Annotated in this window: 21 protein-coding genes; 13 read left to right on the plus strand and 8 right to left on the minus strand. The window is 70.6% G+C overall.

All coding sequences use genetic code 11. The features are described from left to right. Positions 1 to 28 precede the first annotated feature (28 nt). The 7 genes from ACO06I_RS03495 to ACO06I_RS03525 all read left to right on the plus strand — a co-directional run bounded on the left by ACO06I_RS03495 (position 29) and on the right by ACO06I_RS03525 (position 8,443). Entirely contained in the window at positions 29 to 1,285 is a 1,257-nt protein-coding gene (locus ACO06I_RS03495) for a TCR/Tet family MFS transporter (protein WP_421931222.1), read from the plus strand. A gap of 155 nt (positions 1,286 to 1,440) precedes the next feature. Beyond that, positions 1,441 to 2,736 carry an MFS transporter gene (locus ACO06I_RS03500; protein WP_421931223.1) on the plus strand — a complete coding sequence of 432 codons (1,296 nt, stop codon included), beginning with the start codon at positions 1,441 to 1,443 and terminating at the stop codon, positions 2,734 to 2,736. A 148-nt stretch (positions 2,737 to 2,884) separates the two neighbouring features. Continuing rightward, positions 2,885 to 4,114, plus strand: coding sequence for an MFS transporter (locus ACO06I_RS03505; protein WP_421931224.1), 1,230 nt, complete (start codon positions 2,885 to 2,887; stop codon positions 4,112 to 4,114). 66 nt (positions 4,115 to 4,180) lie between these two features. Continuing rightward, a complete protein-coding gene (locus ACO06I_RS03510; RefSeq protein ID WP_421931225.1) occupies positions 4,181 to 5,596 on the plus strand; it encodes a Do family serine endopeptidase in 1,416 nt (471 codons plus the stop codon). A gap of 216 nt (positions 5,597 to 5,812) precedes the next feature. Further along, positions 5,813 to 7,120, plus strand: a complete 1,308-nt coding sequence (locus ACO06I_RS03515) for a replication-associated recombination protein A (protein ID WP_421931226.1) — start codon at positions 5,813 to 5,815, stop codon at positions 7,118 to 7,120. Continuing rightward, the gene (locus ACO06I_RS03520; RefSeq protein ID WP_421931227.1) at positions 7,117 to 7,872 is read left to right on the plus strand and encodes an RluA family pseudouridine synthase; all 756 of its coding nucleotides are present in this window, start codon (positions 7,117 to 7,119) and stop codon (positions 7,870 to 7,872) included. The genes ACO06I_RS03515 and ACO06I_RS03520 overlap by 4 nt, the downstream gene beginning before the upstream one ends. Before the next feature lie 82 nt (positions 7,873 to 7,954). Next, on the plus strand, positions 7,955 to 8,443 hold the full coding sequence (locus ACO06I_RS03525; protein WP_421931228.1) for a CC0125/CC1285 family lipoprotein: 489 nt from the start codon (positions 7,955 to 7,957) through the stop codon (positions 8,441 to 8,443). Here the strand turns inward: ACO06I_RS03525 and ACO06I_RS03530 are convergent. Further along, on the minus strand, positions 8,440 to 9,681 hold the full coding sequence (locus ACO06I_RS03530) for a hypothetical protein (RefSeq protein ID WP_421931229.1): 1,242 nt from the start codon (positions 9,679 to 9,681) through the stop codon (positions 8,440 to 8,442). The genes ACO06I_RS03525 and ACO06I_RS03530 overlap by 4 nt on opposite strands. A gap of 125 nt (positions 9,682 to 9,806) precedes the next feature. On the opposite strand from ACO06I_RS03530, the gene crcB reads away from it, so the two are divergent. After that, positions 9,807 to 10,190, plus strand: a complete 384-nt coding sequence (crcB, locus tag ACO06I_RS03535) for a fluoride efflux transporter CrcB (protein ID WP_421931230.1) — start codon at positions 9,807 to 9,809, stop codon at positions 10,188 to 10,190. Further along, on the plus strand, positions 10,187 to 11,170 hold the full coding sequence (locus tag ACO06I_RS03540) for an RluA family pseudouridine synthase (protein WP_421931231.1): 984 nt from the start codon (positions 10,187 to 10,189) through the stop codon (positions 11,168 to 11,170). The genes crcB and ACO06I_RS03540 overlap by 4 nt, the downstream gene beginning before the upstream one ends. A gap of 65 nt (positions 11,171 to 11,235) precedes the next feature. Here the strand turns inward: ACO06I_RS03540 and ACO06I_RS03545 are convergent, their stop codons facing one another. Further along, entirely contained in the window at positions 11,236 to 12,219 is a 984-nt protein-coding gene (locus tag ACO06I_RS03545) for an aldo/keto reductase (protein WP_421931232.1), read from the minus strand. A gap of 117 nt (positions 12,220 to 12,336) precedes the next feature. Between ACO06I_RS03545 and ACO06I_RS03550 the strand changes: the two genes are divergently transcribed. From ACO06I_RS03550 to der, 4 genes are all read left to right on the plus strand, one after another. After that, positions 12,337 to 13,194 (plus strand): SDR family NAD(P)-dependent oxidoreductase, encoded by an 858-nt coding sequence (locus ACO06I_RS03550; RefSeq protein ID WP_421931233.1) that lies wholly within the window; start codon positions 12,337 to 12,339, stop codon positions 13,192 to 13,194. A gap of 94 nt (positions 13,195 to 13,288) precedes the next feature. After that, positions 13,289 to 14,053 carry a tetratricopeptide repeat protein gene (locus ACO06I_RS03555; RefSeq protein ID WP_421931234.1) on the plus strand — a complete coding sequence of 255 codons (765 nt, stop codon included), beginning with the start codon at positions 13,289 to 13,291 and terminating at the stop codon, positions 14,051 to 14,053. Next, complete coding sequence (locus ACO06I_RS03560) at positions 14,050 to 15,441, plus strand: PQQ-binding-like beta-propeller repeat protein (protein WP_421931235.1); 1,392 nt, start codon at positions 14,050 to 14,052, stop codon at positions 15,439 to 15,441. Before ACO06I_RS03555 ends, ACO06I_RS03560 begins: the two co-directional genes overlap by 4 nt. Positions 15,442 to 15,462: 21 nt before the next feature. Next, the gene (gene der / locus ACO06I_RS03565; RefSeq protein ID WP_421931236.1) at positions 15,463 to 17,064 is read left to right on the plus strand and encodes a ribosome biogenesis GTPase Der; all 1,602 of its coding nucleotides are present in this window, start codon (positions 15,463 to 15,465) and stop codon (positions 17,062 to 17,064) included. Here the strand turns inward: der and ACO06I_RS03570 are convergent. The 6 genes from ACO06I_RS03570 to ACO06I_RS03595 all read right to left on the minus strand — a co-directional run bounded on the left by ACO06I_RS03570 (position 17,009) and on the right by ACO06I_RS03595 (position 23,257). After that, the gene (locus ACO06I_RS03570) at positions 17,009 to 17,764 is read right to left on the minus strand and encodes an SDR family NAD(P)-dependent oxidoreductase (protein WP_421931237.1); all 756 of its coding nucleotides are present in this window, start codon (positions 17,762 to 17,764) and stop codon (positions 17,009 to 17,011) included. The genes der and ACO06I_RS03570 overlap by 56 nt on opposite strands. A 10-nt stretch (positions 17,765 to 17,774) precedes the next feature. Next, positions 17,775 to 18,758, minus strand: coding sequence for a bile acid:sodium symporter family protein (locus ACO06I_RS03575; protein WP_421931238.1), 984 nt, complete (start codon positions 18,756 to 18,758; stop codon positions 17,775 to 17,777). A 156-nt stretch (positions 18,759 to 18,914) separates the two neighbouring features. Further along, positions 18,915 to 20,405: an amidophosphoribosyltransferase gene (gene purF, locus ACO06I_RS03580; protein WP_421931239.1), complete on the minus strand. Its 1,491-nt coding sequence runs from the start codon at positions 20,403 to 20,405 to the stop codon at positions 18,915 to 18,917. Next, a complete protein-coding gene (locus ACO06I_RS03585; RefSeq protein ID WP_421931240.1) occupies positions 20,402 to 21,022 on the minus strand; it encodes a CvpA family protein in 621 nt (206 codons plus the stop codon). Before ACO06I_RS03585 ends, purF begins: the two co-directional genes overlap by 4 nt. A gap of 5 nt (positions 21,023 to 21,027) precedes the next feature. Continuing rightward, complete coding sequence (radA, locus tag ACO06I_RS03590) at positions 21,028 to 22,395, minus strand: DNA repair protein RadA (RefSeq protein WP_421931241.1); 1,368 nt, start codon at positions 22,393 to 22,395, stop codon at positions 21,028 to 21,030. Positions 22,396 to 22,534: 139 nt separating this feature from the next. Continuing rightward, positions 22,535 to 23,257, minus strand: a complete 723-nt coding sequence (locus ACO06I_RS03595; RefSeq protein WP_421931242.1) for a DUF4386 domain-containing protein — start codon at positions 23,255 to 23,257, stop codon at positions 22,535 to 22,537. Positions 23,258 to 23,263: the final 6 nt, after the last annotated feature.

Consider the following 23,263-nt stretch of genomic DNA (forward strand, 5'->3'; position numbering starts at 1 on the left):
AAGCTCGGTGCGAGGGGGAATTGAGACCATGACCGACGGATCTTCCACGCCCACGGCCGCCCGCCGGAAGGCCGCCTTCGGCTTCATCTTCGCCTGCGCGGTGATGAACGCGGTCTCCTTCGGGATCATGATCCCGGTCCTGCCCAACCTGATCAAGAGCTTCACCGGCGGCGACACCGCCGAGGCCGCGCAGTGGAACGTGCTGTTCGCCACGGTCTGGGGGCTCATGCAGCTGTTCTGCGGGCCGGTGCTGGGGATGCTGAGCGACCGGATCGGACGGCGGCCGGTGCTGCTGATCTCGCTGTTTGGCCTGGCCGTCGACTTCATGTTCATGGCGTTCGCCCCAAACCTCGCCTGGCTGTTCGTCGGCCGGGTGCTGAACGGACTGACGGCGGCCAGCTTCTCCACCGCCAACGCCTATGTGGCCGACGTCACCCCGCCCCAGGAGCGGGCCAAGGCCTTCGGCTGGATGGGCTCGGCCTTCTCCTTCGGCTTCCTGGTGGGCCCGGCGCTCGGGGGGTTCCTGGCCGATTTCGACCTGAGGCTGCCCTTCCTGGTGGCCGGCGGCCTGACGGCCATCAACTGGCTCTACGGCTACTTCGTGCTGCCCGAGTCCCTGCCGGCGGAGAAACGCACCACCAGCTTCGACTGGAAGCGGGCCAATCCCCTCGGATCGCTGGCCTTCCTGCGGGCGCACGGCGACCTGCTGGGCCTGGCCGGCGTCGGCTTCCTGTTCCAGCTCGCCCACACGGTGCTGCCCTCGATCTTCGTGCTCTATTCCGGCTACCGCTACGGCTGGAGCCCCGGGATCATCGGCCTGACCATGATGGCCACGGGCCTGCTGGGGGTGATGGTCCAGACCCTGCTGGTGGGGCCCGTGGTGGCCCGGATCGGCGAGCGCGGCGCCCTGCTGCTGGGGGCGGCGGGCGGCTGTGTCGGGTTCGCCCTCTACGGGTTCGCGCCGACCGGCTGGTTCTACATCGCCTCGGCCCCGGTGTTCGCGGTGATGAACTTCCTGCAGCCGGGTCTGCAGGGATTGATGACCCGGCGGGTGGGGCCCACCCACCAGGGACAGCTCCAGGGCGCCAACCAGAGCCTGCAGGGCATCGCCTCGGTGCTGGGGCCGATGATGTTCGGCACCATCTTCGCATGGTCGATCCGCCACGACGCCGTCCTGCACGCTCCGGGCCTGGCCATCTATCTGGCCGCCCTCCTGCTGCTGATGGCCTTGGCGCTCGGGGTCCGGGTGGCCCATGCGCCGGCGGCGGCGCCCGCGACCGCTTGACGAAACGGGAGGCGTCTCTACCCTGAGGCGATCATGACGACGACGCGGACAGAGACGATGAGGGCCTAGGCGGCGGCCGGCCGCGCGCCGGACCTGCCTCGCCTCGCCACCGTCTTCCCCCGACCGCCCCGGCGGCCGGCGCATCGAGATACGCCATGACCCCGTCCATCGATCCCAGCCCCCCTTCGGGGCCGCCCGCGCGCAGCGCCGCCCGCAAGGCCGGCCTGCCGTTCATCGCCATCACCATCTGCCTGGACGTGGTCAGCCACACCATGGTGTTCCCGGTCCTGCCGCGCCTGGTGGAGGAGCTGGTGGGCGGGCAGGTGTCGTCGGCCGCCCGCTGGGTCGGGGTGCTGGTGGCCGCCTGGTCGGTGGCCCAGTTCTTCGCCGCCCCGGTGATCGGCATGCTGAGCGACCGGTTCGGGCGCAGGCCGGTGATCCTGATCTCGATCTTCGGGCTTTCCATCGACCTGGCGATCATGGCGCTCGCCCCCACCCTCGGGTGGCTGCTGCTGGGGCGCGTCCTGTGTGGGCTCACCGCCGGCGCCCAGGGCGCGGCCATGGCCTATGTGGCCGACATCACCCCGCAGGAGGAGCGCGCCAAGAGCTATGGCTGGCTGAACGCCGCGGCCTGGACCGGGGTGATCCTGGGGCCGGCGGTGGGCGGCCTGCTGGGGGCGATGGACCCGCGCGCGCCCTTCTGGGCCGCCGCCGCCGTGGCCCTGGCCAACGGGGTCTATGGCCTGATCGTGCTGCCGGAATCCCTGCCGGCCGACCGCCGCGCGCCCCTGCGCTGGGCCAGCGCCAATCCCATGGGGTCGCTGAGCCTGGTGTTCTCCAGGCCCGGCCTGCCGATCCTGGCACTGATCCTGCTGCTGCTGTGGTTCGCCATGCACGCCATGAACAGCGTCTTCGTCCTCTACACCGCCTACCGCTACCAGTGGGACCCGATGGCGCTGGGGATCTTCTGCAGCGCGCTGGGGGCGGTGAACATCGTGGTCACCAGCCAGCTCACCGGACGTTCCGTGAAATGGCTGGGCGAGCGCAAGGTGCTGATCGCGGGCCTGGGGCTGCAGGTGATCGGCTTCACGGCGGTGGGCCTGTCGCCGACGGGGGTCTGGTTCTGGATCGCCAACCTGCCCATGGCGCTCTCCAACATCGCCGGTCCCGCCCTCCAGGCCATGATGACCGCCAAGGTCGAGCCGGACGAGCAAGGCCGGCTGCAAGGGGCGATGATGAGCGTCGGCAGCCTGACGGGCCTGTTCGGTCCCATCGCCTTCACCCAGGTCTTCGCCCTGGCCGTCGCGGCGGGCAGGGGACCCGGCTGGTCGGGGCTGACCATCCTGGCCGGCGCGGCCCTGACCCTGGTGGCCTGGGGACTGTCGGTGGCCTTCGCGAGGGATGTGCCGCCGGAGGCCAAGACCGAAGGCGGGTTGCCAAGCCACGCGTGACGGCTAGGCTCGAGAGCATGAACGCCTTCGAGAAGACCAGGGCCTAGGACGCGCGCGGAGGCCGAGCCTCCGGCGCCGCAGTCCTCGCATCCGGCCCCCGGGCCGGGCCCTTCGTCATGCCGGCAGGCGCCGGAACCTCGAGACCTTCATGAACCCTCGCAACCCCCGCCGCGCGGCGCTCGCCTTCGTCGCGGTCACCATCTTCCTGGACTACGCCGCCCAATCCATCTCCTTCCCGATCCTGCCCCGCCTGGCCCAGCAGCTGCTGGGGGGCGACGCCGCCAGCGCCGCCCGCTGGACGGGCTTCCTGGAGGTGGGCTGGGCGATCCCGCAGTTCCTGGCCGCCCCCCTGCTGGGGATGCTGTCGGACCGGTTCGGGCGAAGGCCGGTGATCCTGATCTCGGTGTTCGGGGTCGGCGCCGAGCTGGTGATGGGAGCCTTGGCGCCCACGGTCGGATGGCTGATGGCCGCGCGCATCCTGTGCGGCCTGACCTGCGGGGCCCAGGCCGCGGCCATGGCCTATGTGGCCGACGTGACTCCGCCCGAAGACCGCACACGGGCCTATGGCTGGATGAGCGCGGCGATGTGGAGCGCCATCATACTCGGCCCGGCCCTGGGCGGCCTGCTGGCGGCCCACGACCTGCGGACGCCGTTCTGGGTGGCGGCGGGTTTCGCGGGCCTGGGCGGGATCTACGGCCTGTTCGTCCTGCCGGAATCCCTGCCCAGGGCGAAGCGCGCGCCCCTGCGCTGGGCCAAGGCCAATCCGTGGGGCGCGGTGGACCTGTTGGTCCAGCGCAAGGGCCTGCTGATCCTCGGCGCGGCCCTGCTGCTGATCTGGCTGGCCTTCCAGGCCAAGGACAACCTGCTGGTCCTCTATACGGCCCACCGCTACGGCTGGAGCCCGCTGGACTTCGGCGTGTTCTGCAGCGCCCTGGCGGTGGCCAGCATCGCGGTGCAGACCGGCCTGACGGGGCGGATCGCCAAGGCGCTGGGAGACCGGCGCACCGTGCTGCTGGGGCTCGCGCTGGAGGTGGCGGGGTTCGCGGGGGTGGGCCTGGCGCCGACCGGCCCGTGGTTCTGGATCGCCCACCTGCCCGTCGTGCTGGGCAGCATGGCGACGCCGGCCCTGCAGTCCCTGATGAGCGCCAGGGTCGGCGAGGACGAGCAGGGGCGGCTGCAGGGCGCGATGGGCTCCATCGCCAGCCTGACCAGCATCACCGCCCCCATCGCGGTGACCCAGGTGTTCGCCGCGACCCTGACCTGGGGACCGGCCTGGTCGGGCCTGACCATCCTGGTGGGGGGCGTTCTGAGCCTGATCGCCTGGATACTTGTCCTGGTCTTCGCGCGGCCTGTTCCAAGTGGGACAAAGACGCCCTAAATCCTCGCCATCATTGCGCCTGAAACCTCGTCAGAGTCCGGCGACGTTTCCCCGCTCGGAGAGCCCATGCGAGCCCATCGCGTCCTGATCCCCATCCTGGCCCTCTTGGCCGCCTGTTCCGATCCCACCGCGAGGTCCAAGGCGCAGATTCCGCCGCTCGCCCAGCCCACCCGGGCCGCGCCCGGCGACTCCATGACCATGAAGATGTCCTTCGCCCCGGTGGTGAAGCGCGCCGCGCCCGCGGTGGTGAACATCTCGTCCAAGCGCATGGTCCGCACCCAGGCCGATCCCTTCTGGCAGATGTTCGGCATGGGCGCCCCCCGCGACCGGGTGGAGGGCTCCCTCGGCTCGGGCGTGATCGTCCGCAGCGACGGGGTGATCATCACCAACAACCACGTGGTGGAAGGCGGCCAGGAGATCACCGTGGCCCTGGCCGACCGCCGCGAATTCCCCGCCAAGGTGCTGCTGGCCGACCCGCGCACGGACCTGGCGGTGCTGAAGATCGACGTGGGCGCCGAGCGCCTGCCGGTCCTGCCCATCGACGACACCGGGGAAGCCCAGGTGGGCGACCTGGTGCTGGCCATCGGCGACCCCTTCGGCGTCGGCCAGACGGTGACCAACGGCATCATCTCGGCCCTGAACCGCACCGCCGACCCCAATGGCGACGCGGCCAACGCCTATATCCAGACCGACGCGGCCATCAATCCGGGCAATTCCGGCGGCGCCCTGGTGGACATGGACGGCGACCTGATCGGGGTGAACAGCTTCATCCTCTCGCGCTCGGGCACCTCGTCCGGCGTCGGCTTCGCCATCCCCGGCGCGATGGTCAAGCGCATCGTCGAGACCGCGGCCGGCGGCGGCCATGTGGTGGTCCGCCCCTGGCTCGGCGCGCGCACCCAGCCGGTGACCGGCGACATCGCCCACAGCCTGGGCATGACCATCCCGTCGGGCGCCCTGGTGGCCGAGATCTGGCCCGGCGGCCCCGCGGCCCGCGCGGGCCTCAAGCCCGAGGACGTGATCCTGTCGGTGGACGGCAAGCCGGTGGCCGACCCGGCCGGGGTGAGCTACGCCCTGGGCTCCAGCCGTCCTGGCGAGGTGCTGAAGCTCGGCGTCCTGCGCGGCGGCGCCAACCTGACCCTGAACCTCAAGGCCGAGGCGCCGCCCGCGACGCCCGCCCGCGACGAACAGGCCCTGAGCGGCCGCCACCCCTTCGACGGGGCGACGGTGGTGAACCTCTCGCCGGCGGTGGCCGACGAGCTGGGCCTGGATCCCTTCTCCGGCAAGGGGGTGCTGGTGACCAAGATGGGCCGCGGCTTCGCCATGAACGCCGGCCTGCGTCCCGGCGACCTGATCCGCCGGGTCAACGGCCGCGACATCGGCACGGTGCGCGACCTGATGGCCGTGGTGGGGACGGGCGCCGGCCAATGGCAGGTGACCATCGTCCGCGGCGGGCAGGAGATCTCGGCGACCTTCCGGACCTAGGGACGGGGAGGGCCTAGCCCCCTCCGTCTCGGCGCAAGCGCCGATCCACCTCCCCCGGATCGCGCTTCGCGCTGGGGGAGGAACTGGAGGCTCGAATTTCCTCCCCCAGGCCGCAGGCCGTATCGGGGGAGGTGGTGCGCGCTTGCGCGCGTGACGGAGGGGGTTTGGAGCTATCCGCCCTGACGCGCGCGCGTTCCATTTGCTAGAACCCCTCCCATGGCCGACCTCTTCGAAGCCGCGGGTCTGACGCCGCATGCTCCCTCACCGCTGGCGGACCGCCTGCGGCCGCAGAAGCTCGACGAGGTGGTGGGGCAGGATCACCTGCTGGGCCCCGAGGGGCCGATCCGGCGGATGGCCGAGGCCAAGCGGCTGTCGTCGATGATCCTGTGGGGGCCGCCGGGCACCGGCAAGACCACCATCGCCCGGCTGCTGGCCAAGGAGGCGGGCTACGAGTTCCAGCAGCTCTCGGCGGTGTTCTCCGGGGTCGCCGACCTGAAGAAGGCCTTCGAACAGGCGAAGATGCGGCGTTCGGCCGGGCAATCGACCCTGCTGTTCGTCGACGAGATCCACCGCTTCAACCGCGCCCAGCAGGACGGCTTCCTGCCCTTCGTGGAGGAGGGGATCGTCACCCTGGTGGGGGCCACCACCGAGAACCCGTCCTTCGAGCTGAACGGAGCGCTGCTGTCGCGCTCCCAGGTCTATGTGCTCAAGCGCCTGGACGACGAGGCCCTGAAGATGCTGCTGGAGAAGGCCGAGATCCACGAGGCCCGCGCCCTGCCGCTGGAGCCCGAGGCCCGCGACGCCCTGGTGGCCCTGGCCGACGGCGACGGCCGCTACCTGCTGACCCTGGCCGAGACCCTGCTCAACATCGGCGCCGCCAAGCCCCTGTCGATCAAGGCTCTGGGGGAGATCCTCCAGAAGCGCAGCCCGGCCTACGACAAGGACCGGGAGGAGCACTACAACCTCATCTCGGCCCTGCATAAGTCGATCCGCGGCTCCGACCCGGACGCGGCCCTCTACTGGCTGGCGCGCATGCTGACCGGGGGGGAGGACCCGCTGTTCATCGCGCGCCGGCTGATCCGCGCGGCCATGGAGGACATCGGCGAGGCCGATCCCATGTCCCTGGTCCTGGCGAACGCCGCCAAGGACACCTACGACTTCCTGGGCTCGCCGGAGGGGGACCTGGCGCTGGCGCAGCTGGTGGTCCACCTGGCCGCCGCGCCCAAGTCCAACGCGGTCTACAAGGCCTTCGGGGCGGCGATGCGCTCGGCCAAGGAGACCGGCTCCCTGATGCCGCCGGCCCATATCCGCAACGCCCCCACCAAGCTGATGAAGGACCTCGGCTACGGCAAGGGCTACGCCTACGACCACGACGCCGAGGAGGGATTCTCGGGCCAGAACTACTTCCCGGACGGCATGGCGCGGCCCAGCTTCTACCAGCCCAAGGACCAGGGCTCGGAGGCGCGCATCAAGGAGCGCCTGGCGCGCTGGGCGGCGATCCGCGCCGAACGGGACGGCAAGTGAGGCCGGCGCCGAAGCGCAAGGCCGAGCCCGCGCCGGTGGTCCTGACCCCTGACGAGATCGCCCTGGTCCGCGGGCTGGTGATCTATGAGGACCCGCACATCCTGGCGCTCAACAAGCCGGCGGGTCTGTCCAGCCAGGGCGGGCGCGGCCAGGTCCATACGCTCGACGAGATGCTCTGGGCCTTCGCCAAGCCGGGCAAGGCCAGACCCCGCCTGATCCACCGCCTGGACCGCGACACCTCCGGGGTGATCCTGACGGCCAAGACCAAGCCCGCCGCAGGATTCCTCGGCAAGGCCATGATGGGACGAAGGTTTTCCAAGACCTACCGGTCCATCGTCACGCCCGGCGCCCCCGATCCCAGTGGCGGGACCATCGAGGTCCCCCTGCGCCGGGACGAGGCGGGGCGTGAAGCCTTCATGCGCGTCTGCCCGCCCGATCACCCCGACGCCGAGAGCGCCAAGACGCGGTACAAGACCCTGTCGTCCAATGGCGTCGCGGCCCTGCTGGAGCTGTCGCCGGACACCGGCCGCATGCACCAGCTGCGGGTCCACCTCGCCTCCATCGGCCGGCCCATCGCCGGGGACGTTCGCTATGGCGGCGCCCTGGCCGTCGGGGGGCAACCGGTTCCCCGCCTGATGCTGCACGCCGGGGCCCTGTCGTTCCCGCATCCCGAAGGCGGGACCAAGCGCATCGAGGCGCCGACGCCCCCGGACATGGCGGCGATCCTGGCGGCCATCGGCCTGGAGCCGTAAGGGGGAACGGGGGCGGGGCTTGGCCGTTCTGTCCGGCAAGCCTTGGAAGTCAAACGACTTTCCGCCAGACCGAGACCGCCCGATGAAACGCCTGATCCTCACCGCCGCCCTCTGCGCCAGCCTGGCGGCCTGCGCCAGCGCGCCCACCGTCTTCACCGCCGCCAACGGGCCCCAGGCCGTCGGGTTCTCCGACTACCGGATCGAACCGGGCCGCTACCGGGTGACCTTCCGCGGCGGCCCCGGCGCGCCGCCTGAGCAGGTGGCCGACTACGCCCTGCTGCGGGCCGCCGATATCGCGCTCGCCGACGGCTATGACTGGTTCCGGGTGGCCGACCGGGTGATGCGCCAGGCCGGTCCCGACAACGGACCGCGGGTCTCCCTGGGCACGGGCGGCGGCAGCTATGGCCGGGGCGGCGGCGTGGGGATCGGGCTGGGGACCAGCTTCAATCTGGGCGGCGGCCCGGCCCTGGCCCAGACGATCGAGGTGGTGATGGGCAAGGGCGCCAAGCCCCCGGGCGGCGACGTCTATGACGCCCATCAGCTGCGCGCGACCATCGGGCCGCGGGTCTAGGCCGCCGGCTGCTGTTGCTGCTGGGCGGGCCGGACGACCTTCATCGAGGCGTGGGTGAAGCCCGCGACGCCGGCCACGTCCAGGAAGCCCTCGGAGGTCAGGCCGTGGATCATCAGGGCGGGGGCCCGGCCGCGGGCCTGGGCGGCCAGGGCGATCATCTGGCTCGCGACCTGGGAATCCCCGCCAACGAGATCGCCGGCGTCCACCGTCAGGCCCTGGAGCCGCGCGCCCCGCACCGCGCCGACGGGGTCGCGCACCGGCTGGATGCGGGCCAGCACCCCCTTGCAGACCTGACCCACCAGGCCGGTGACCTCCAGCAGGCGCGCCTCGGGCGTGCCGCGGTCGACATCGATCAACTCCACCATCATGCCGGTCTTCATGCGGGCGGGGGTGAGGCCGGGGACCGAGATCAAGGCCTGACGGCCCTTGCGCGCCGACATGGTGCGGAAGGACAGCGGCAGGATCAGCGGCGGCGCGGGGCGGCCCTCGACGCCGGCGAACAGGGCGGCGAAGTCCAGGGCCGAGCGGTCGATGAAGGCGATGTCGTCGTCCGACAGCTTGCCGAAGGCCCGGGCCGGGATCAGCCGGCCGCTGGCGATGTGGGTCACGGTGGGATCGACCCGCAGGGCGGCGGTCACCTTGTGGCGCAGGCTCACCACCTCCTGCAGGGCGAAGTCGATCCGCAGGTTCTGGCCCGAGGCGGTGACGAAGGAGATCGGATTGCGTCGGCGCTCCTCGGCCGGGTCGACGCCGGCGTGGTAGGGCGAGACGGCGATCACCTCCTCGGGCGGCGCGGCGCGCGGGGCGGCGATGCGGGTCAGGTCGATCTCCGAGCAGGAGAGCTCGTCGCCGTCGATGGCGCTGACCGCCCGGATCTTCATGTCGGCGCGGTCGGCGACGCCGAGGAAGAACAGCAGCACCTCCTCGAGGATCTTCAGGCTGACGGCCTGGGCCGCGACGCCTTCCTCCGAGGTCATGGCGATCAGGAAATCGGTCTCGCCGACGCGGTGGCGGATGTCCTGGTAGGCCAGGTGTTCGTCGCACTTCTTGCCGACATAGGCCCAGACCGCGTCCCGCTTGCGCGTCCAGCGGTCCCCGGAGCGCTGACGGATGGCCTCGACGCTGATGATGGTGACACAGCCCCGTTCCACCAGGTCGGTCGCGGCCAGCCGCTCGAGCGCCGCGGCGGCGCCGCCGGCGGTGAGACGCTCGATACTCTTGGGCTCGCCGGGGGACACGTTGCGGGGCCGGGTTCAGGAACTTGGACGAGCATAATCCCGCCCAGCCCTTAACTAGGCGTTGCGGCCCAGGGTTACCGAGCGCGGCTTCTCGACGGCGGCGGCGCACCGTCGCATAAGGGGCCATGGAAAAACTGCTTCTGGTGGCCGCCGGCGGGGCGACCGGCGCGATGGCGCGCTACGGCCTGGGACTCCAGGCGATGCGGCTGTTCGGCCCGGCCTGGCCGTTCGGGACCTTCCTCGCCAACATCCTCGGGGGGCTGCTGATGGGCATGCTGGCCGGGTTCCTGGCCCATCGCGGCGGGGCCGACCAGGAGCGGCTGCGGCTGCTGCTGGGGGTGGGGGTGCTGGGGGGCTTCACCACCTTCTCGGCCTTCTCCCTGGAGACGGCCCTGATGATCGAGCGGCGCGCCTATGGCGTGGCCGCCTCCTACGCCACCGCCTCGGTCCTGCTCTCCATCACCGCCCTGTTCGCGGGCCTGCTGCTGGCGCGGCGGATGTTCGCATGAAGGAGGTCCGCACCCTGTTCGTGGACGCCGGCGAGGACGGGGTCCGGCTGGACCGCTGGTTCAAGCGCCGCTGGCCGCACCTGAACCATATCCAGATCCAGAAACTGACCCGCTCGGGCCAGATCCGCGTCGACGGCGGCCGGGCCAAGCCGGACTCGCGGCTGTCGGCCGGCGCCCAGATCCGCGTGCCGCCGCTGCCCGACGCCCCGGAGCCGGGGACCCGCGACAAGGGCATCGACGCCCGCGAGGCGGCCTACGCCAAGAGCCTGGTGCTCTACGAGGACGAAGAGGTGCTGGTGCTGAACAAGCCCGCGGGCCTGGCGGTCCAGGGGGGCACCAAGACCCACAAGCATATCGACCGGCTGCTGAGCGCCTGGGGCGAGGGGCTGGAGCGGCCGCGCCTGGTCCACCGCCTGGACCGCGACACCTCCGGCGTCCTGGTGCTGGGCAAGACGCCCGGCGCGGCGGCCAAGCTGGCCGGCGCCTTCGCCCGGCGCAAGGCGCACAAGACCTACTGGGCCATCGTCATCGGCTTCCCCAAGCCGGGGGAGGGGGTTCTCGAACTGCCCCTGGTGAAGAAGGGGGTCGGCGACCGCGAGATGGTGGTCCCGGCCCAGCCCAAGGAGCCGGGCGCCGAGCCCGCCGAGACCGAGTTCGTCACCATCAGCCGCGCCGGGCCCCGGGCCGCCTGGATGGCCCTGCGGCCCCACACCGGCCGGACCCACCAGCTGCGGGCCCACATGCTGGCCATGGGTCACCCGATCCTCGGGGACCCCAAGTACAACACCCCGGCCTCCAAGGAGCTGTCGGGGCCGCTGAAGCTGCAGCTGCACGCCCGGCGCCTGAGCCTGCCCCACCCCTCCAGCGGAACCCTGGTGCTGGAGGCGCCCCTGAGTCCGGAGATGAAGGAGGGCTTCGCCCGCTTCGGCTTCGACGAGCACGAGGCCGACCCCGAGCCGTTCCGCCGGGGCCGGAAGTAACATTGAGTCTTGAAGTGGGAACGTGACGGTCGCATGAACCGGTTCCCACTCCAGGCGGTCACCTTCTAGCCGTTCAGCGAGCCCATCATCCCGGCGGCGTAGCGGTCGCCGACGGAGATGTCCGGCGGGAAGGCGGCGTTGATCTCGGCGAGGTCGGCGGCGGTGAGCACCACGTCGACGGCGCCGGCGTTGTCTTCCAGATACTTGATGCGGCGGGTGCCCGGGATCGGGACGACGTGCTCGCCCTTGGACATCACCCAGGCGAGCGCCAGCTGCGAGGCGGTGACGCCCTTGGCCCCGGCCAGCGCCTTCACCTTGTCGACGATGGCCAGGTTGCGGGCGAAGTTCTCGCCCTGGAAGCGGGGGTTGGAGCGGCGCCAGTCGGCGGCGCCGAAGTCGTCGGGGGTCCTGATCTCGCCGGTGAGGAAGCCGCGACCCAGCGGACTGTAGGGCACGAAGCCGACGCCGAGGCGCTCGCAGGCGGCCAGGGGGCCGGTCTCCGGATCGCGGGTCCAGAGGGAGTATTCGCTCTGCAGGGCGGTGATCTGGTGGACCTTGCAGGCGCGCTCCAGGGTCTCGGCCGAGGTTTCCGACAGGCCGACGTGGCGGACCTTGCCGGCCTTCACCAGCTCGGCCATGGCGCCGACCGTCTCCTCGATGGGCGTGTCGCGGTCGACGCGGTGCAGATAGTAGAGGTCGATGACGTCGGTCTTCAGGCGCTTCAGGCTGGCGTCGCAAGCCGAGCGGACATAGGCCGGGCTGCCGTCCACCCCGGTGGCGTCGCCCTTGCGGACGATGCCGAACTTGGTGGCCAGGAACACCTTGTCCCGGCGGCCGGCCAGGGCCTCGCCCAGCAGCTCCTCGTTCTCATAGGGGCCGTAGATGTCCGCGGTGTCCCAGAAGTTGATCCCCAGCTCCAGGGCGCGGTCCAGGGTGGCCAGGCTCTCGGCCTTGTCGGAGGGGGCGCCATAGACGGCGGTCATGGTCATGCAGCCCAGGCCCATGGCCGAGACGGTCGGGCCCTTGGCCCCCAGTTGACGGGTCTTCATGCGCGTACTCCCTGGATGGCGTGACCGATTCAATGTGGTGATCACTATATCGCGGCGCGGGTTGGCCGTATCTCTCCGGCTTCGACGCCGCCGCGCCCTGACATCCCGGAGACGACCATGACCCACCCCGCCCTGACCTCCGGCCGCGCCGCGGTGGTGGCCGGCGCCGCCAGCGGCATCGGCCTGGCGGCCGCCAAGCGGTTCGCCGCCCTGGGGATGAAGGTCTGCCTGGCCGATCAGAACGCCGAGGCCCTGAAGGCCGCGGTGAAGGCGGTCGCCGCCGTGGCGGCCGCGCCCGACCAGGTGTTCGGCGTCCCCACCGACGTCTCCGACGCCGAGGCGGTCAACCGCCTGCGGGACGCCGCCTACGAGCGGTTCGGCGAGGTGGGGGTGCTGATGAACAATGCCGGGGTCGGCGGCGGGGCCGGGGCCTGGGAGCATCCGGACCGCTGGCGCCGGCTGCTGGAGGTCAATCTGTGGGGCGTGATCAACGGCCTGCAGGCCTTCACCCAGCTGATGATCGACCAGCAGACCCCCTGCGCCATCGTCAACACCGGCTCCAAGCAGGGGATCACCAATCCGCCGGGGGACGTGGCCTACAACACCAGCAAGGCGGCGGTGAAGGCCCTGACCGAGGGCCTGGCGCACCAGCTGCGCAACGTCGAGGGCGGCCAGGTGAGCGCTCACCTGCTGATTCCCGGCTTCACCTTCACCGGCATGACGGCGCGGGCCACGGAGAAGCCGCCCGGCGCCTGGAGCGCCGAGCAGGTGGCCGATTTCATGATCGCGGCGATGGGGAAGGGGGACTTCTACATCCTGTGCCCGGACAACGACGTCACCCGCGAGACCGACGAGAAGCGCATCCGCTGGGCCGCCGACGATCTGATCCTCAATCGATCGGCCCTGTCGCGCTGGGATCCGGACTACATGGCCGCCTTCGAGACTTTCATGGCGTCGAAGCTCGGGGCAGGTTAAGTCGGGCGGAGAGCCGAACCGTTGCGGCGGCCAAGCTGCCGCTATAGGTTCCGCCGCTCTATTCCCTTGCGCCTTTCGTGCGGAGTTTCCCGACGTGGTTGATGTCTTTGAAGAGGTCGAGGAGCAGCTCCGCACCGACCGCTACAAGGCGCTTGCGCTGAAAGCCCTGCCCTGGGTCGGCGCCGTCCTGGTCGCCGCCCTGGTGGTGGCCCTCGCGATCTGGGGCTACGAGACCTATCAGACCAAGACCACGTCGAAGGCCTCGGAGCAGTACAGCCAGGCCCTGGACGCCTTCAACGCCGGCCGCGCCGACGAGGCCGACCGGCTGTGGACCGAGGTCGCGAAGTCGGGCTCCAAGGCCTACAAGTCCCTGGCCCTGCAGCATCAGGGCGGGGTGAAGCTGGCCGCCGGCAAGACCGCCGAGGCGGTGAAGTATTTCGACCAGGCCGCGGAGGCCGCGCCGAACGACATCATCGGTGACGCCGCCCGCCTCAAATCCGCCTTCGCCTTGCTGGACACGGCTCCTTACAAGGACTTGGAGGCGCGCCTGACGCCGATGCTCAAAGAAGGTCGGCCCTATCGCACCGAGGCGCGCGAAGCCCTGGCGTTCGCCAAGATCATGGCCGGCGACCTGGCCGGCGCGCGGGGCGACTTCGTGGTGATCTCGCTGCTGGCCGACGCCTCGGAAGGCGCGCGCAACCGCGCCAAGGCCGCCATGGACCTCATCGACTCCGGCTCGGCCAAGAACGTGGCCGCCGCCGCTCGCGCCGCCGCGGCCCTGCCGCCGCAGAGCCTTCTCCAACCGGGGGCCGCCGCCGGCCCTTCCGCTCCGACGCAACAAACCCCGGACGCCAAATGACGCTTCGCAGCCGCACCGGACTTGCCCTGCTCCTGACGGCCGCCCTGGCCGCGAGCGGGTGCTCGACCCTTAGCCGCCTCAATCCCTTCCCCAAGAAGGAAGCCCCCGGCGAGGTCGCCAGCGAGGGCGAGCGCATCGCCATCGTCGCCTTCGACCAGAAGGTGGAGGCCGCCGAGGCCCTGAAGGGCGCCGACTTCTTCCTGCCCGACCCCGTCCAGGTGACCCAGTGGTCCCTGCCGGGGGGCACGCTGGAGAACTCGGTCGAGCATGTCGCCGCCGGCGGCGACCTGTCGGTCGCCTGGAAGCGCGGCTTCGGCAAGGGCTCCGACCGCGGCGCCCACGTCACCGCCCCGCCGGTGGCCGTCAACGGCAAGATCTATGTGATGGACGGCGAGGCCACGGTCTCGGCCCATGACGCCCAGTCGGGCGCCGAGGTGTGGAAGGTCGACCTGCGTCCGGACGGCAAGCGCGACAAGGAATCCTTCGGCGGCGGCATCGCCATCGCCGACGGCAAGCTCTACGTCGCCTCCGGCTATCGGTTCGTCGCCCAGCTCAACGCCGACACCGGCGCGGTCGGCTGGAAGGTGAAGACCGAGCAACCGATCCACGCGGCCCCCACCGTGTCCGGCGGCCGCCTGTTCGTGGTGGCGGTGGACAACACCCTGCTGACCTACAACACCGCCGACGGGACCCCCAGCTGGACCTATCAGGCCCTGTCGGAATCCTCGCGCATCCTGGGCGCCTCGACGCCGGCGGTGTCGGGCGACACCGTGGTGGCCGCCTTCGGGTCCGGCGAGCTGGTGGCCCTGCGCGCCGCCAACGGCAACGACCTGTGGAACGAGGCCCTGTCGCGGGCCAGCCGCAACAACGCGCTCTCCGAGATCCGCGACATTCCCGGCCGCCCGGTCATCTATCAGGGCGACGTGTTCGCGGTGAGCCACTCCGGCGTCTTCGCGGCCACCGACCTGCGCACCGGTCAGGCGCGCTGGAGCCTGCCGATCACCGGCATCACCACCCCCTGGCCGGCGGGGGACGTGGTCTATGTCATCGACAAGGGCGGCCAGGTGATCTGCGTGGCCCGCGACAGCGGCCAGATCTACTGGATCCGCGACCTCGGCGTGGGCCGCGGCAAGGCCAAGGGCGGCCTGATGGGTATCAGCCTGGGCCGCAAGAAATATGTCTCCAAGCCGATCTGGTCGAGCCCGTTGCTGGCCTCCGGCAAGCTGATCACCGTGTCCAACCAGGGCGAGCTGGTGGCGCTCAACGCCAAGACCGGCGTGGTGGAGAAGACCATGAACCTCGGTTCCAGCGTGCTGCTGGGCCCGATCGCCGTTAATGGCGTCATCTATATCGCGACCGATGAGGCTCAACTCATCGCGCTGCGCTAAGCCAGAGAAGACCAGGACCCCATGCCGCTCAGGCTTGCGATCGTAGGGCGTCCGAACGTCGGCAAATCGACCCTGTTCAATCGGCTGGCGGGCAAGAAGCTCGCCATCGTCGATGACCGGCCCGGGGTCACCCGCGACCGGCGCTTCGGCGTCGGGACCATCGGCGACATCGATCTGGAGCTGATCGACACCGCCGGATTCGAGGACGTCACCGACGAGAGCCTGGAGGCGCGGATGCGCGCCCAGACCGAGCTCGCCATCGACGAGGCCGACGTGGCCCTGTTCGTGGTGGATTCGCGCGACGGCATCACCCCGATGGACCGGGTGTTCGGCGAGATCCTGCGCCGCCGGGACAAGCCGGTGATCCTGCTGGCCAACAAGGCCGAGGGCAAACGCGGCGACGCCGGCATCAACGACGCCTTCAGCCTGGGTCTCGGGGAGCCGATCCCCATCTCCGCCGAGCACGGCGAGGGCATGGCCGATCTCTATCAGGCGATCGCCCCCTATTCGGTCGAGCACGAATTCGAGGACGGCGAGGCCGTCGAGAAGCCGGTGCAGATCGCCATCGTCGGGCGTCCCAACGCCGGCAAGTCGACCCTGGTGAACAAGCTGATCGGCGAGGACCGGCTGCTGACCGGCCCCGAGGCCGGCATCACCCGCGACGCGATTCCCGTCGACTGGACTTGGGACGACCGGGCCATCCGCCTGGTGGACACCGCCGGCCTGCGCCGCAAGGCGAGGGTCGAGGAGAAGCTGGAGAAGCTGTCGGGCCAGGACTCCATCCGCGCCATCACCTATGCCGAGGTGGTCATCCTGGTGATGGACGCCACCCACCCCTTCGAGGTCCAGGACCTGCAGATCGCCGACCTTGTCGAGCGGGAAGGCCGGGGACTGGTCTTCTGCCTGGCCAAGTGGGACCTGGTGGAGGACCAGCGCGCGACGCTCGCCATGTTCAACGAGGAGGCCGCGCGCCTGCTGCCGCAGCTTCGCGGCACGCCGGTGGTGGCCCTGTCGGCCGAGACCGGCCGCGGCCTCGACAAGCTGATGCCCGCGGTCTTCAAGGTGCACGCCGACTGGTCCACCAAGGTCAAGACCCGCGACCTGAACGACTGGCTCTCCATGGCCACCCAGCGTCATCCGCCCCCCTCGGTGGGCGGTCGCCGGATCAAGCCGAAATACATGGCCCAGACCAAGGCCCGGCCGCCGACCTTCGTGCTGTTCGCCAGCCGCGCCGACCAGTTGCCGGACCATTATCGCCGCTATCTGATCAACTCGTTGCGGGAGAGCTTCGACCTGCCCGGCGTGCCCATGCGGCTGACGGTGAAGTCGAACAAGAACCCCTTCGCCGAGGGCGAGGCCAAGAGCGGCCCGGCCGCGGGCTTCGCGGCCAAGGCGGCCAGCAAGGCGGCTTCAGGGCCCTCGACGGGCCTGCGCGCCAAGACCAAGGCGGCGGCCTCGGCCAAGGCCAAGGCGGGGGCTGCGGCCAAGCCGAAGCGCGCCTATGTCGCCAAGCCCAAGCAGGTGGGCAATCCCAAGGGGCGGACCCAGAAGCTGGCCCGCCCGGGGGTCAAGCCGAAGCGGGCGAGCCGGACGTCCGCTTCCAGTCCGAAAACAAAACGCTAGATTTCGGCAGGCCCAGGTCCGCCTGGGCCAGCTCCACGATCATCGGCCCGATCTCCGAGGGCTCGGGCAGGGTCATGGGATCCTCGCCCGGCATGGCCTCGGCGCGCATCTTGGTGCGCATGACGCCCGGATCCACCAGGGCGGCGCGGATGGTGGTGTTCTCCAGCTCGTCGGCCCAGGTCTGGACCAGGTGCTCCATGGCCGCCTTGGAGACGCCGTAGACGCCCCAGAAGGCCTTGGGGCGCTGCACGCGGCCGGTGGTCAGGAAGATGGCCCGACCGGCGTCGGAGGCCCGCAGCAGGCGCTCGGTGGTGCGGATCAGGCGGTAGGTGGCCGTCAGGTTGGTGGCCATCACCTTGTCCCAGAGGGCCGGTTCGATGTGGCTGACCGGGGTGATGGCGCCCAGGATGGCGGCGGCGTGCACCAGGATGTCCAGACGGCCGTGGCGCTCATGGATGGCCAGGCCCAGCTGGTCCAGGCCCTCGACCTGGGAGATGTCCATGGGGACCAGGGTGGCGGGCTGGCCGGTGGCGGCGCGGATCTCGTCGTCGAGCTCCTCCAGGCCGCCGGTGGTGCGGGCCACGGCGATGACGTGGGCGCCGGCCTTGGCGAGCGCCAGGGCGCTGGCGCGGCCGATGCCGCGGGAGGCGCCGGTGACGAGGGCGATCTTGCCGGCGAGGGGGAGATTCTGGTCAGTCATGGCGGGGCTTCTAGCTGGTCTGGGCGTCGCTGTCCGCCCGCTTTGCATAGGCGCCGGCGATCACCGCGCAGGCCATCAGCTGGATCTGGTGGAAGACCATGATCGGCAGCAGGATCAGGCCGAGCGTCGCGCCGGGGAACAGCACCCCGGCCATGGGCACGCCGCTGGCCAGGCTCTTCTTGGAGCCGCAGAAGACGATGGTGATCTCGTCCTCCTTGTTGAACTTGAAGGCCCGCGCCGCGAACAGGGTGGCCAGCAGGACGGCGGCCAGCAGGACGACGCAGAGGATCAGCAGGCGCACCAGGTCGAGCGCGCTGACCTTGGTCCAGATGCCCTGGACCACGGCCTCGGAGAAGGCCGAATAGACCACCAGCAGGATGGAGCCGCGGTCCACATAGCCCACCGCCTTGGCCCGGGCGATGATCCAGGGGCCGACCCAGGGGCGCAGGACCTGGCCGGCGATGAAGGGCAGCAGCAGCTGCAGGACGATCGACTGGGCCGAGTGCAGGGAGAAGCCGCCCTGGGTGTGCATCAGCATCGCCGCCAGCAAGGGCGTCAGGGCTATGCCCAGCAGGTTCGAGGCCGTCGCCGAGGCGACGGTGGCCGCCACATTGCCCCGCGCCACGGCGGTGAAGCCGATGGAGGACTGGATGGTGGAGGGCAGGCAGCCCAGGAAGATCAGGCCCGGGGCGAGGGCCGCCGGGGTGATCGCGCCGGGCAGGGCGGCCAGGCCCAGGCAGAGGAGGGGGAAGAGGATGAAGGTGGCGGCCAGGACCAGCAGGTGCAGCCGCCAGTGGGTGACGCCCTTGATCACCGCCTCCCGCGACAGCTTGGCGCCGTGCAGGAAGAAGACCAGGGCGATGGCGATCTTGGTGGCCAGGCCGAAGGCCGGGGCCGCCGCGCCGCGGGCGGGCAGGATCGAGGCCAGCACCACCATGCTGACGATCAGGATGATGTACCAGTCCGGCTTCAGGCGGCGGAGAAGCCCCACCACCCTAGATGCTCCCCCTTTGGGGGAGCTGGCGCGAAGCGCCTGAGGGGGACTCTGACTCTCGTTTGTGGGCGTCGGCCCCCTCCGTCACGCGTCTGCCGACGCGCGCCACCTCCCCCAATCCGCGCTGCGCGCTGGGGGAGGATCTGAGTCCTGGACTCACGCGTCGACCAGGAACGACAGCTGGCGCTCGGCCGTCTCGTTGCGGCCCTCGGCGATCTCGCGATCCAGCAGGCGGGTCGGATAGTCGCCGGTGAAGTAGTGGTCGGTGAACTGCGGCTCGTCGGGATTGCGCGGGGCCGATTCCATGGCCCAGTAGAGGCCGTCCACCGATAGGTAGCCCATGGAGTCGACCTCGAGGATCTTGGCGATCTCCTCGACGGTATGGTTGGCGGCCAGCAGCTTGTCGCGGTCGGGCATGTCGATGCCGTAGTAGTCGGGCCACATGATCGGCGGCGAGGCCGAGCGCAGGTGGACCTCGGCGGCGCCGGCCTCGCGGACCATGCGGGCGACGCGGACGGAGTTGGTGCCGCGGACGATGGAGTCGTCGATCAGCATCACCCGCTTGCCGGCCAGGACCGAGCGGTTGGGGGAGAGCTTCATGCGCACCCCGTTCTCGCGGGCGCCCTGGGTCGGCTGGATGAAGGTCCGGCCGACATAGTGATTGCGGATGATCCCCATCTCGAAGGGAATGCCGACCTCTTGAGCGTAGCCCAGGGCGGCGGGGACGCCGGAGTCGGGGACGGGGACGATGACGTCCACCGGCACGTGGCTCTCCATGGCCAGCCTGCGGCCCATGCGCTTGCGCACTTCATAGACCGAGCGGCCGTTCACGACCGAGTCGGGGCGGGCGAAATAGACGTATTCGAAGATGCAGGGACGGGCCTTTGCGGCCGGGAAGGGGCGCAGGGACTCGATGCCGTCGTGGTCGATGACCACCATCTCGCCGTGTTCGACGTCGCGGACGAAGGTGGCGCCGATCATGTCGAGGGCGCAGGTCTCGGACGCCAGGACGGGCTTGCCGTCCAGGTCGCCGAGAACCAGGGGGCGGATGCCGAGGGGATCGCGCACCCCGATCAGCTTCTTGTTGGACAGCGCCACCAGGGCGTAGCCGCCCTCGATGCGCGACAGGGCGTCGATGAACTTGTCCACCAGACGGGCGCGGCGCGAGCGGGCGATGAGGTGGAGGATGACCTCGGAGTCCGAGGTGGACTGGAAGATCGCGCCCTCGGCCACCAGCTGCTGGCGCAGGGTCAGGAAGTTGGTGAGGTTGCCGTTGTGGGCGATGGCCAGGCCGCCGGCCTCGAGGTCGGCGAACATCGGCTGGACGTTGCGGATGAAACTGCCGCCGGCGGTGGAATAGCGGGTGTGGCCGATGGCCGAGACGCCGGGCAGGCGGTCCATGAGGTCGCCGCCGGCGAAGGCGTCGCCGACATGGCCCATATGGCGCTCGGTGTGGAAGCCCAGGCCGTCGAAGCTGGCGATGCCGCAGGCTTCCTGCCCGCGATGCTGCAGGGCGTGCAGCCCCAGCGCCGTGATGGCCGAGGCGCCCTCGGTGTCGAAGACGCCGAACACGCCGCACTCCAGGCGGGGCGTGTCATCATCCGGATCGCGGGAAACCTGTCGCCATCGATCCGAAGTCTGGCTCATCGGGATTTCTCCACTAGATCGTCGATACTGCCGCGATCGCGGGCGTCATAGCCGCGACCGTCGCCAGAGTCACGCGGGGCCTTCGCCGAACCGTCACGAACCGCCTCGGAAACCGCGGGCTTGAGCTTGTTGGCCATGTCCAGGCCGCGCGGCGCGAAGGCCTTCAGAAGCTGACCGGCCGCCGTGGTCATCGGATAGAAGACCGCGCCGGTCATCCATTTGGGCCGAAGTTCCGGCGGGGTGGCGGCGTTGAAGGCCAGGTTGAATGCTCCCAGCACCACGAAGGCGCGGATCAGTCCGAAGCCGAGGCCGACGGTCCGGTCCAGCAGACCCAGGATCTGAGTCTCCTGGATGCGTCGCGCAAGCCCTGCGCCCGTAAGCCGCAGGGCGCCGTAGACCAGGACGAAGGTGGCCACGATGGCGCCGGCCATGCCCGCCCAGTCGGGATCGACCATCGCCCGGCCCAGGGGGCCGGTGAAGCGCAGGCCATAGACCGCCACCACGGCGGCGATCAGGAAGGACAGCACCGCGACCATCTCGCGGGCCGCGCCCTGGTAGAATCCGATCCCCGCCGAGGCCAGCAGGATGGACAGCACGACGATGTCGAACCAGGGCAAGCCGTCTAATCCCAATCGCCGTCGCCGATGCGGCGGATGGCGTCGCCCAGGCGGGCCACGCCGGTCATCCTCAGAGGCCCGCCATCGACGTCGGAGGGCCCGAAAGCCCTTTTAAAACCGAGCTTTGCGGCTTCTTTCAGACGGGAATCCATGCGGCTGACAGGACGCACGTCCCCCGACAGGCTGACCTCGCCGAACACCACGCAGTCCTGGGGCAAAGCGACGTCCAGGGCCGAGGAGGCGAGCGCCGCCGCCGCCGCCAGATCGGCCGCCGGCTCGCTGATGCGCAGACCGCCGGCCACGTTGAGATAGACGTCGCGATTGCCGAGGCCCAGGCCGCAGCGCGCCTCCAGCACCGCCAGGACCATGTTCAGCCGGCCCGTGTCCCAGCCCACCACCGCCCGGCGAGGCGTGCCGTAAGCCGAAGGGGCGACCAGGGCCTGGAACTCCACCAGGACGGGCCGGGAGCCCTCGATGCCGGCGAAGACCGCCGCGCCGGCCGCCCGCTCGCCGGAGGTGTCGAGGAACAGGGCCGAGGGGTTCTTCACCTCCGCCAGGCCGGCGTCGCCCATCTCGAAGACCCCGATCTCGTCGGTGGCCCCGAAGCGGTTCTTGACCCCGCGCAGGATGCGGAACGGGTAGCCGCGCTCGCCCTCGAAGGCGAGGACGGCGTCCACCATGTGCTCGATCACCCGGGGGCCGGCGATGGTCCCCTCCTTGGTGACGTGGCCCACCAGGATGACCGCCACGCCTTGTTTCTTGGCCAGACGCACCAGTTCGCCGGTGGCGGCGCGGACCTGGGTGACGGAGCCGGGGCCGGCCTCGTGGGCGTCGCTCCACAGGGTCTGGATGGAGTCGATCACCACCAGGTCGAACTTCTCGCGCTTCAGGCCCTCGACGATGTCGCGCAGGGAGGTCTCGGCCGCCAGGCGGACCGGGGCGTCGGCCAGGCCCATGCGCTGGGCGCGGCTGCGGACCTGCTCCACGGCCTCCTCGCCGGAGATGTAGGCGCAGTTGGACCCGCGGCGGGCGGCGAAGGCGGCCACCTGCAGCAGCAGGGTGGACTTGCCCACCCCGGGGTCGCCCCCCACCAGGATGGCCGAGCCGGGCACCACCCCGCCGCCGCAGACGCGGTCGAACTCCCCGACCCCGGTGAGGATGCGGGGCGGGGCCGGGGTGTGTTCCTGCAGGCCCTGGAAGGGCAGGCCCTTGCCGCGCAGGCTGCCGCGGCTGGGGGCCAGCGCGCCGGGGGGGCGGCTCTGGACCTCCTCCACCAGCGAGTTCCACGCCAGGCAGGCCGGGCACTGGCCCGCCCACTTGGACTGGGTCGCGCCGCAGGTCTGGCAGACATAGACGGCGCCGTCGCGGGCCATGGGGTCTCCTGATTCGGGGTCGGCGCAGACTAACCCGAAACGCCGCGAGGCGGCGGCGGATCGGCGGCGCGCCGGTACATATAGGGAACAAACCCCGTCGCGGGAAGGCGGTCGTCGCCGAGCGCGACGTCCCGAGGCCCTAGGCGTTCTGGGCGAGCCGCGCGGTCCAGGCCCGGAGGTTCACGCCCTTCAGCAGCAGCCACAGGCAGAGCGAGGATTCGCCCACCAGGGCCGGCAGCAGGATGGCCGGGGTGATCTGGGCGGCGAAGGCCGGGGCGAACAGCTGGGCGAAGGCGGCGATCAGGTAGCTGGCGCCGGCCGCCTGCATCAGCAGGCCCACGAGGCGGGGCAGGTAGCCCGAGCGGAAGATCAGCAAGCCGCTGACCAGGCAGGCGCAGCCGAAGAAGATCAGGGTGATGTGGAAGGCGATGTCGTGGGCGGTGAGGGCCAGGCCGGCCAGGGCCTGGATCTGGCCGGGATCGAAGGCGCCGTCCGCGCGGCGCAGGATCGGGACCACCATCAGCAGGAACAGCTTGCTGACGCACTCCACGGCCAGGGAGACCAGGTTGAACAGCAGGAACAGCAGGGCGAGGTTCCGGCTCACCGGCCGCAGCAGCAGGTACTCGATCCAGAGCTGGGCCACCGCGATCAGCGGCACGATGAGGTTGCCCGCCACGCTGAGGGTCCAGAGGTCCGGCGAGGCGAGGATGTTGTGGGCCGTCGCCGCAGGGTCTCCGGAGACCACCAGGCTGCTCATGACGAACCCCTCCGAGAAGCCGCCGAACAGGATCACCAGCAGGTAGATGGCGCCGGCCAGCCGGGCATAGAGGTTGGGGTGGGTCTCAAGGGTGCGGGCGGTCATGGCGTT

The sequence above is a fragment of the Phenylobacterium sp. genome (genome assembly GCF_965229015.1).
Classification (GTDB): domain Bacteria; phylum Pseudomonadota; class Alphaproteobacteria; order Caulobacterales; family Caulobacteraceae; genus Phenylobacterium.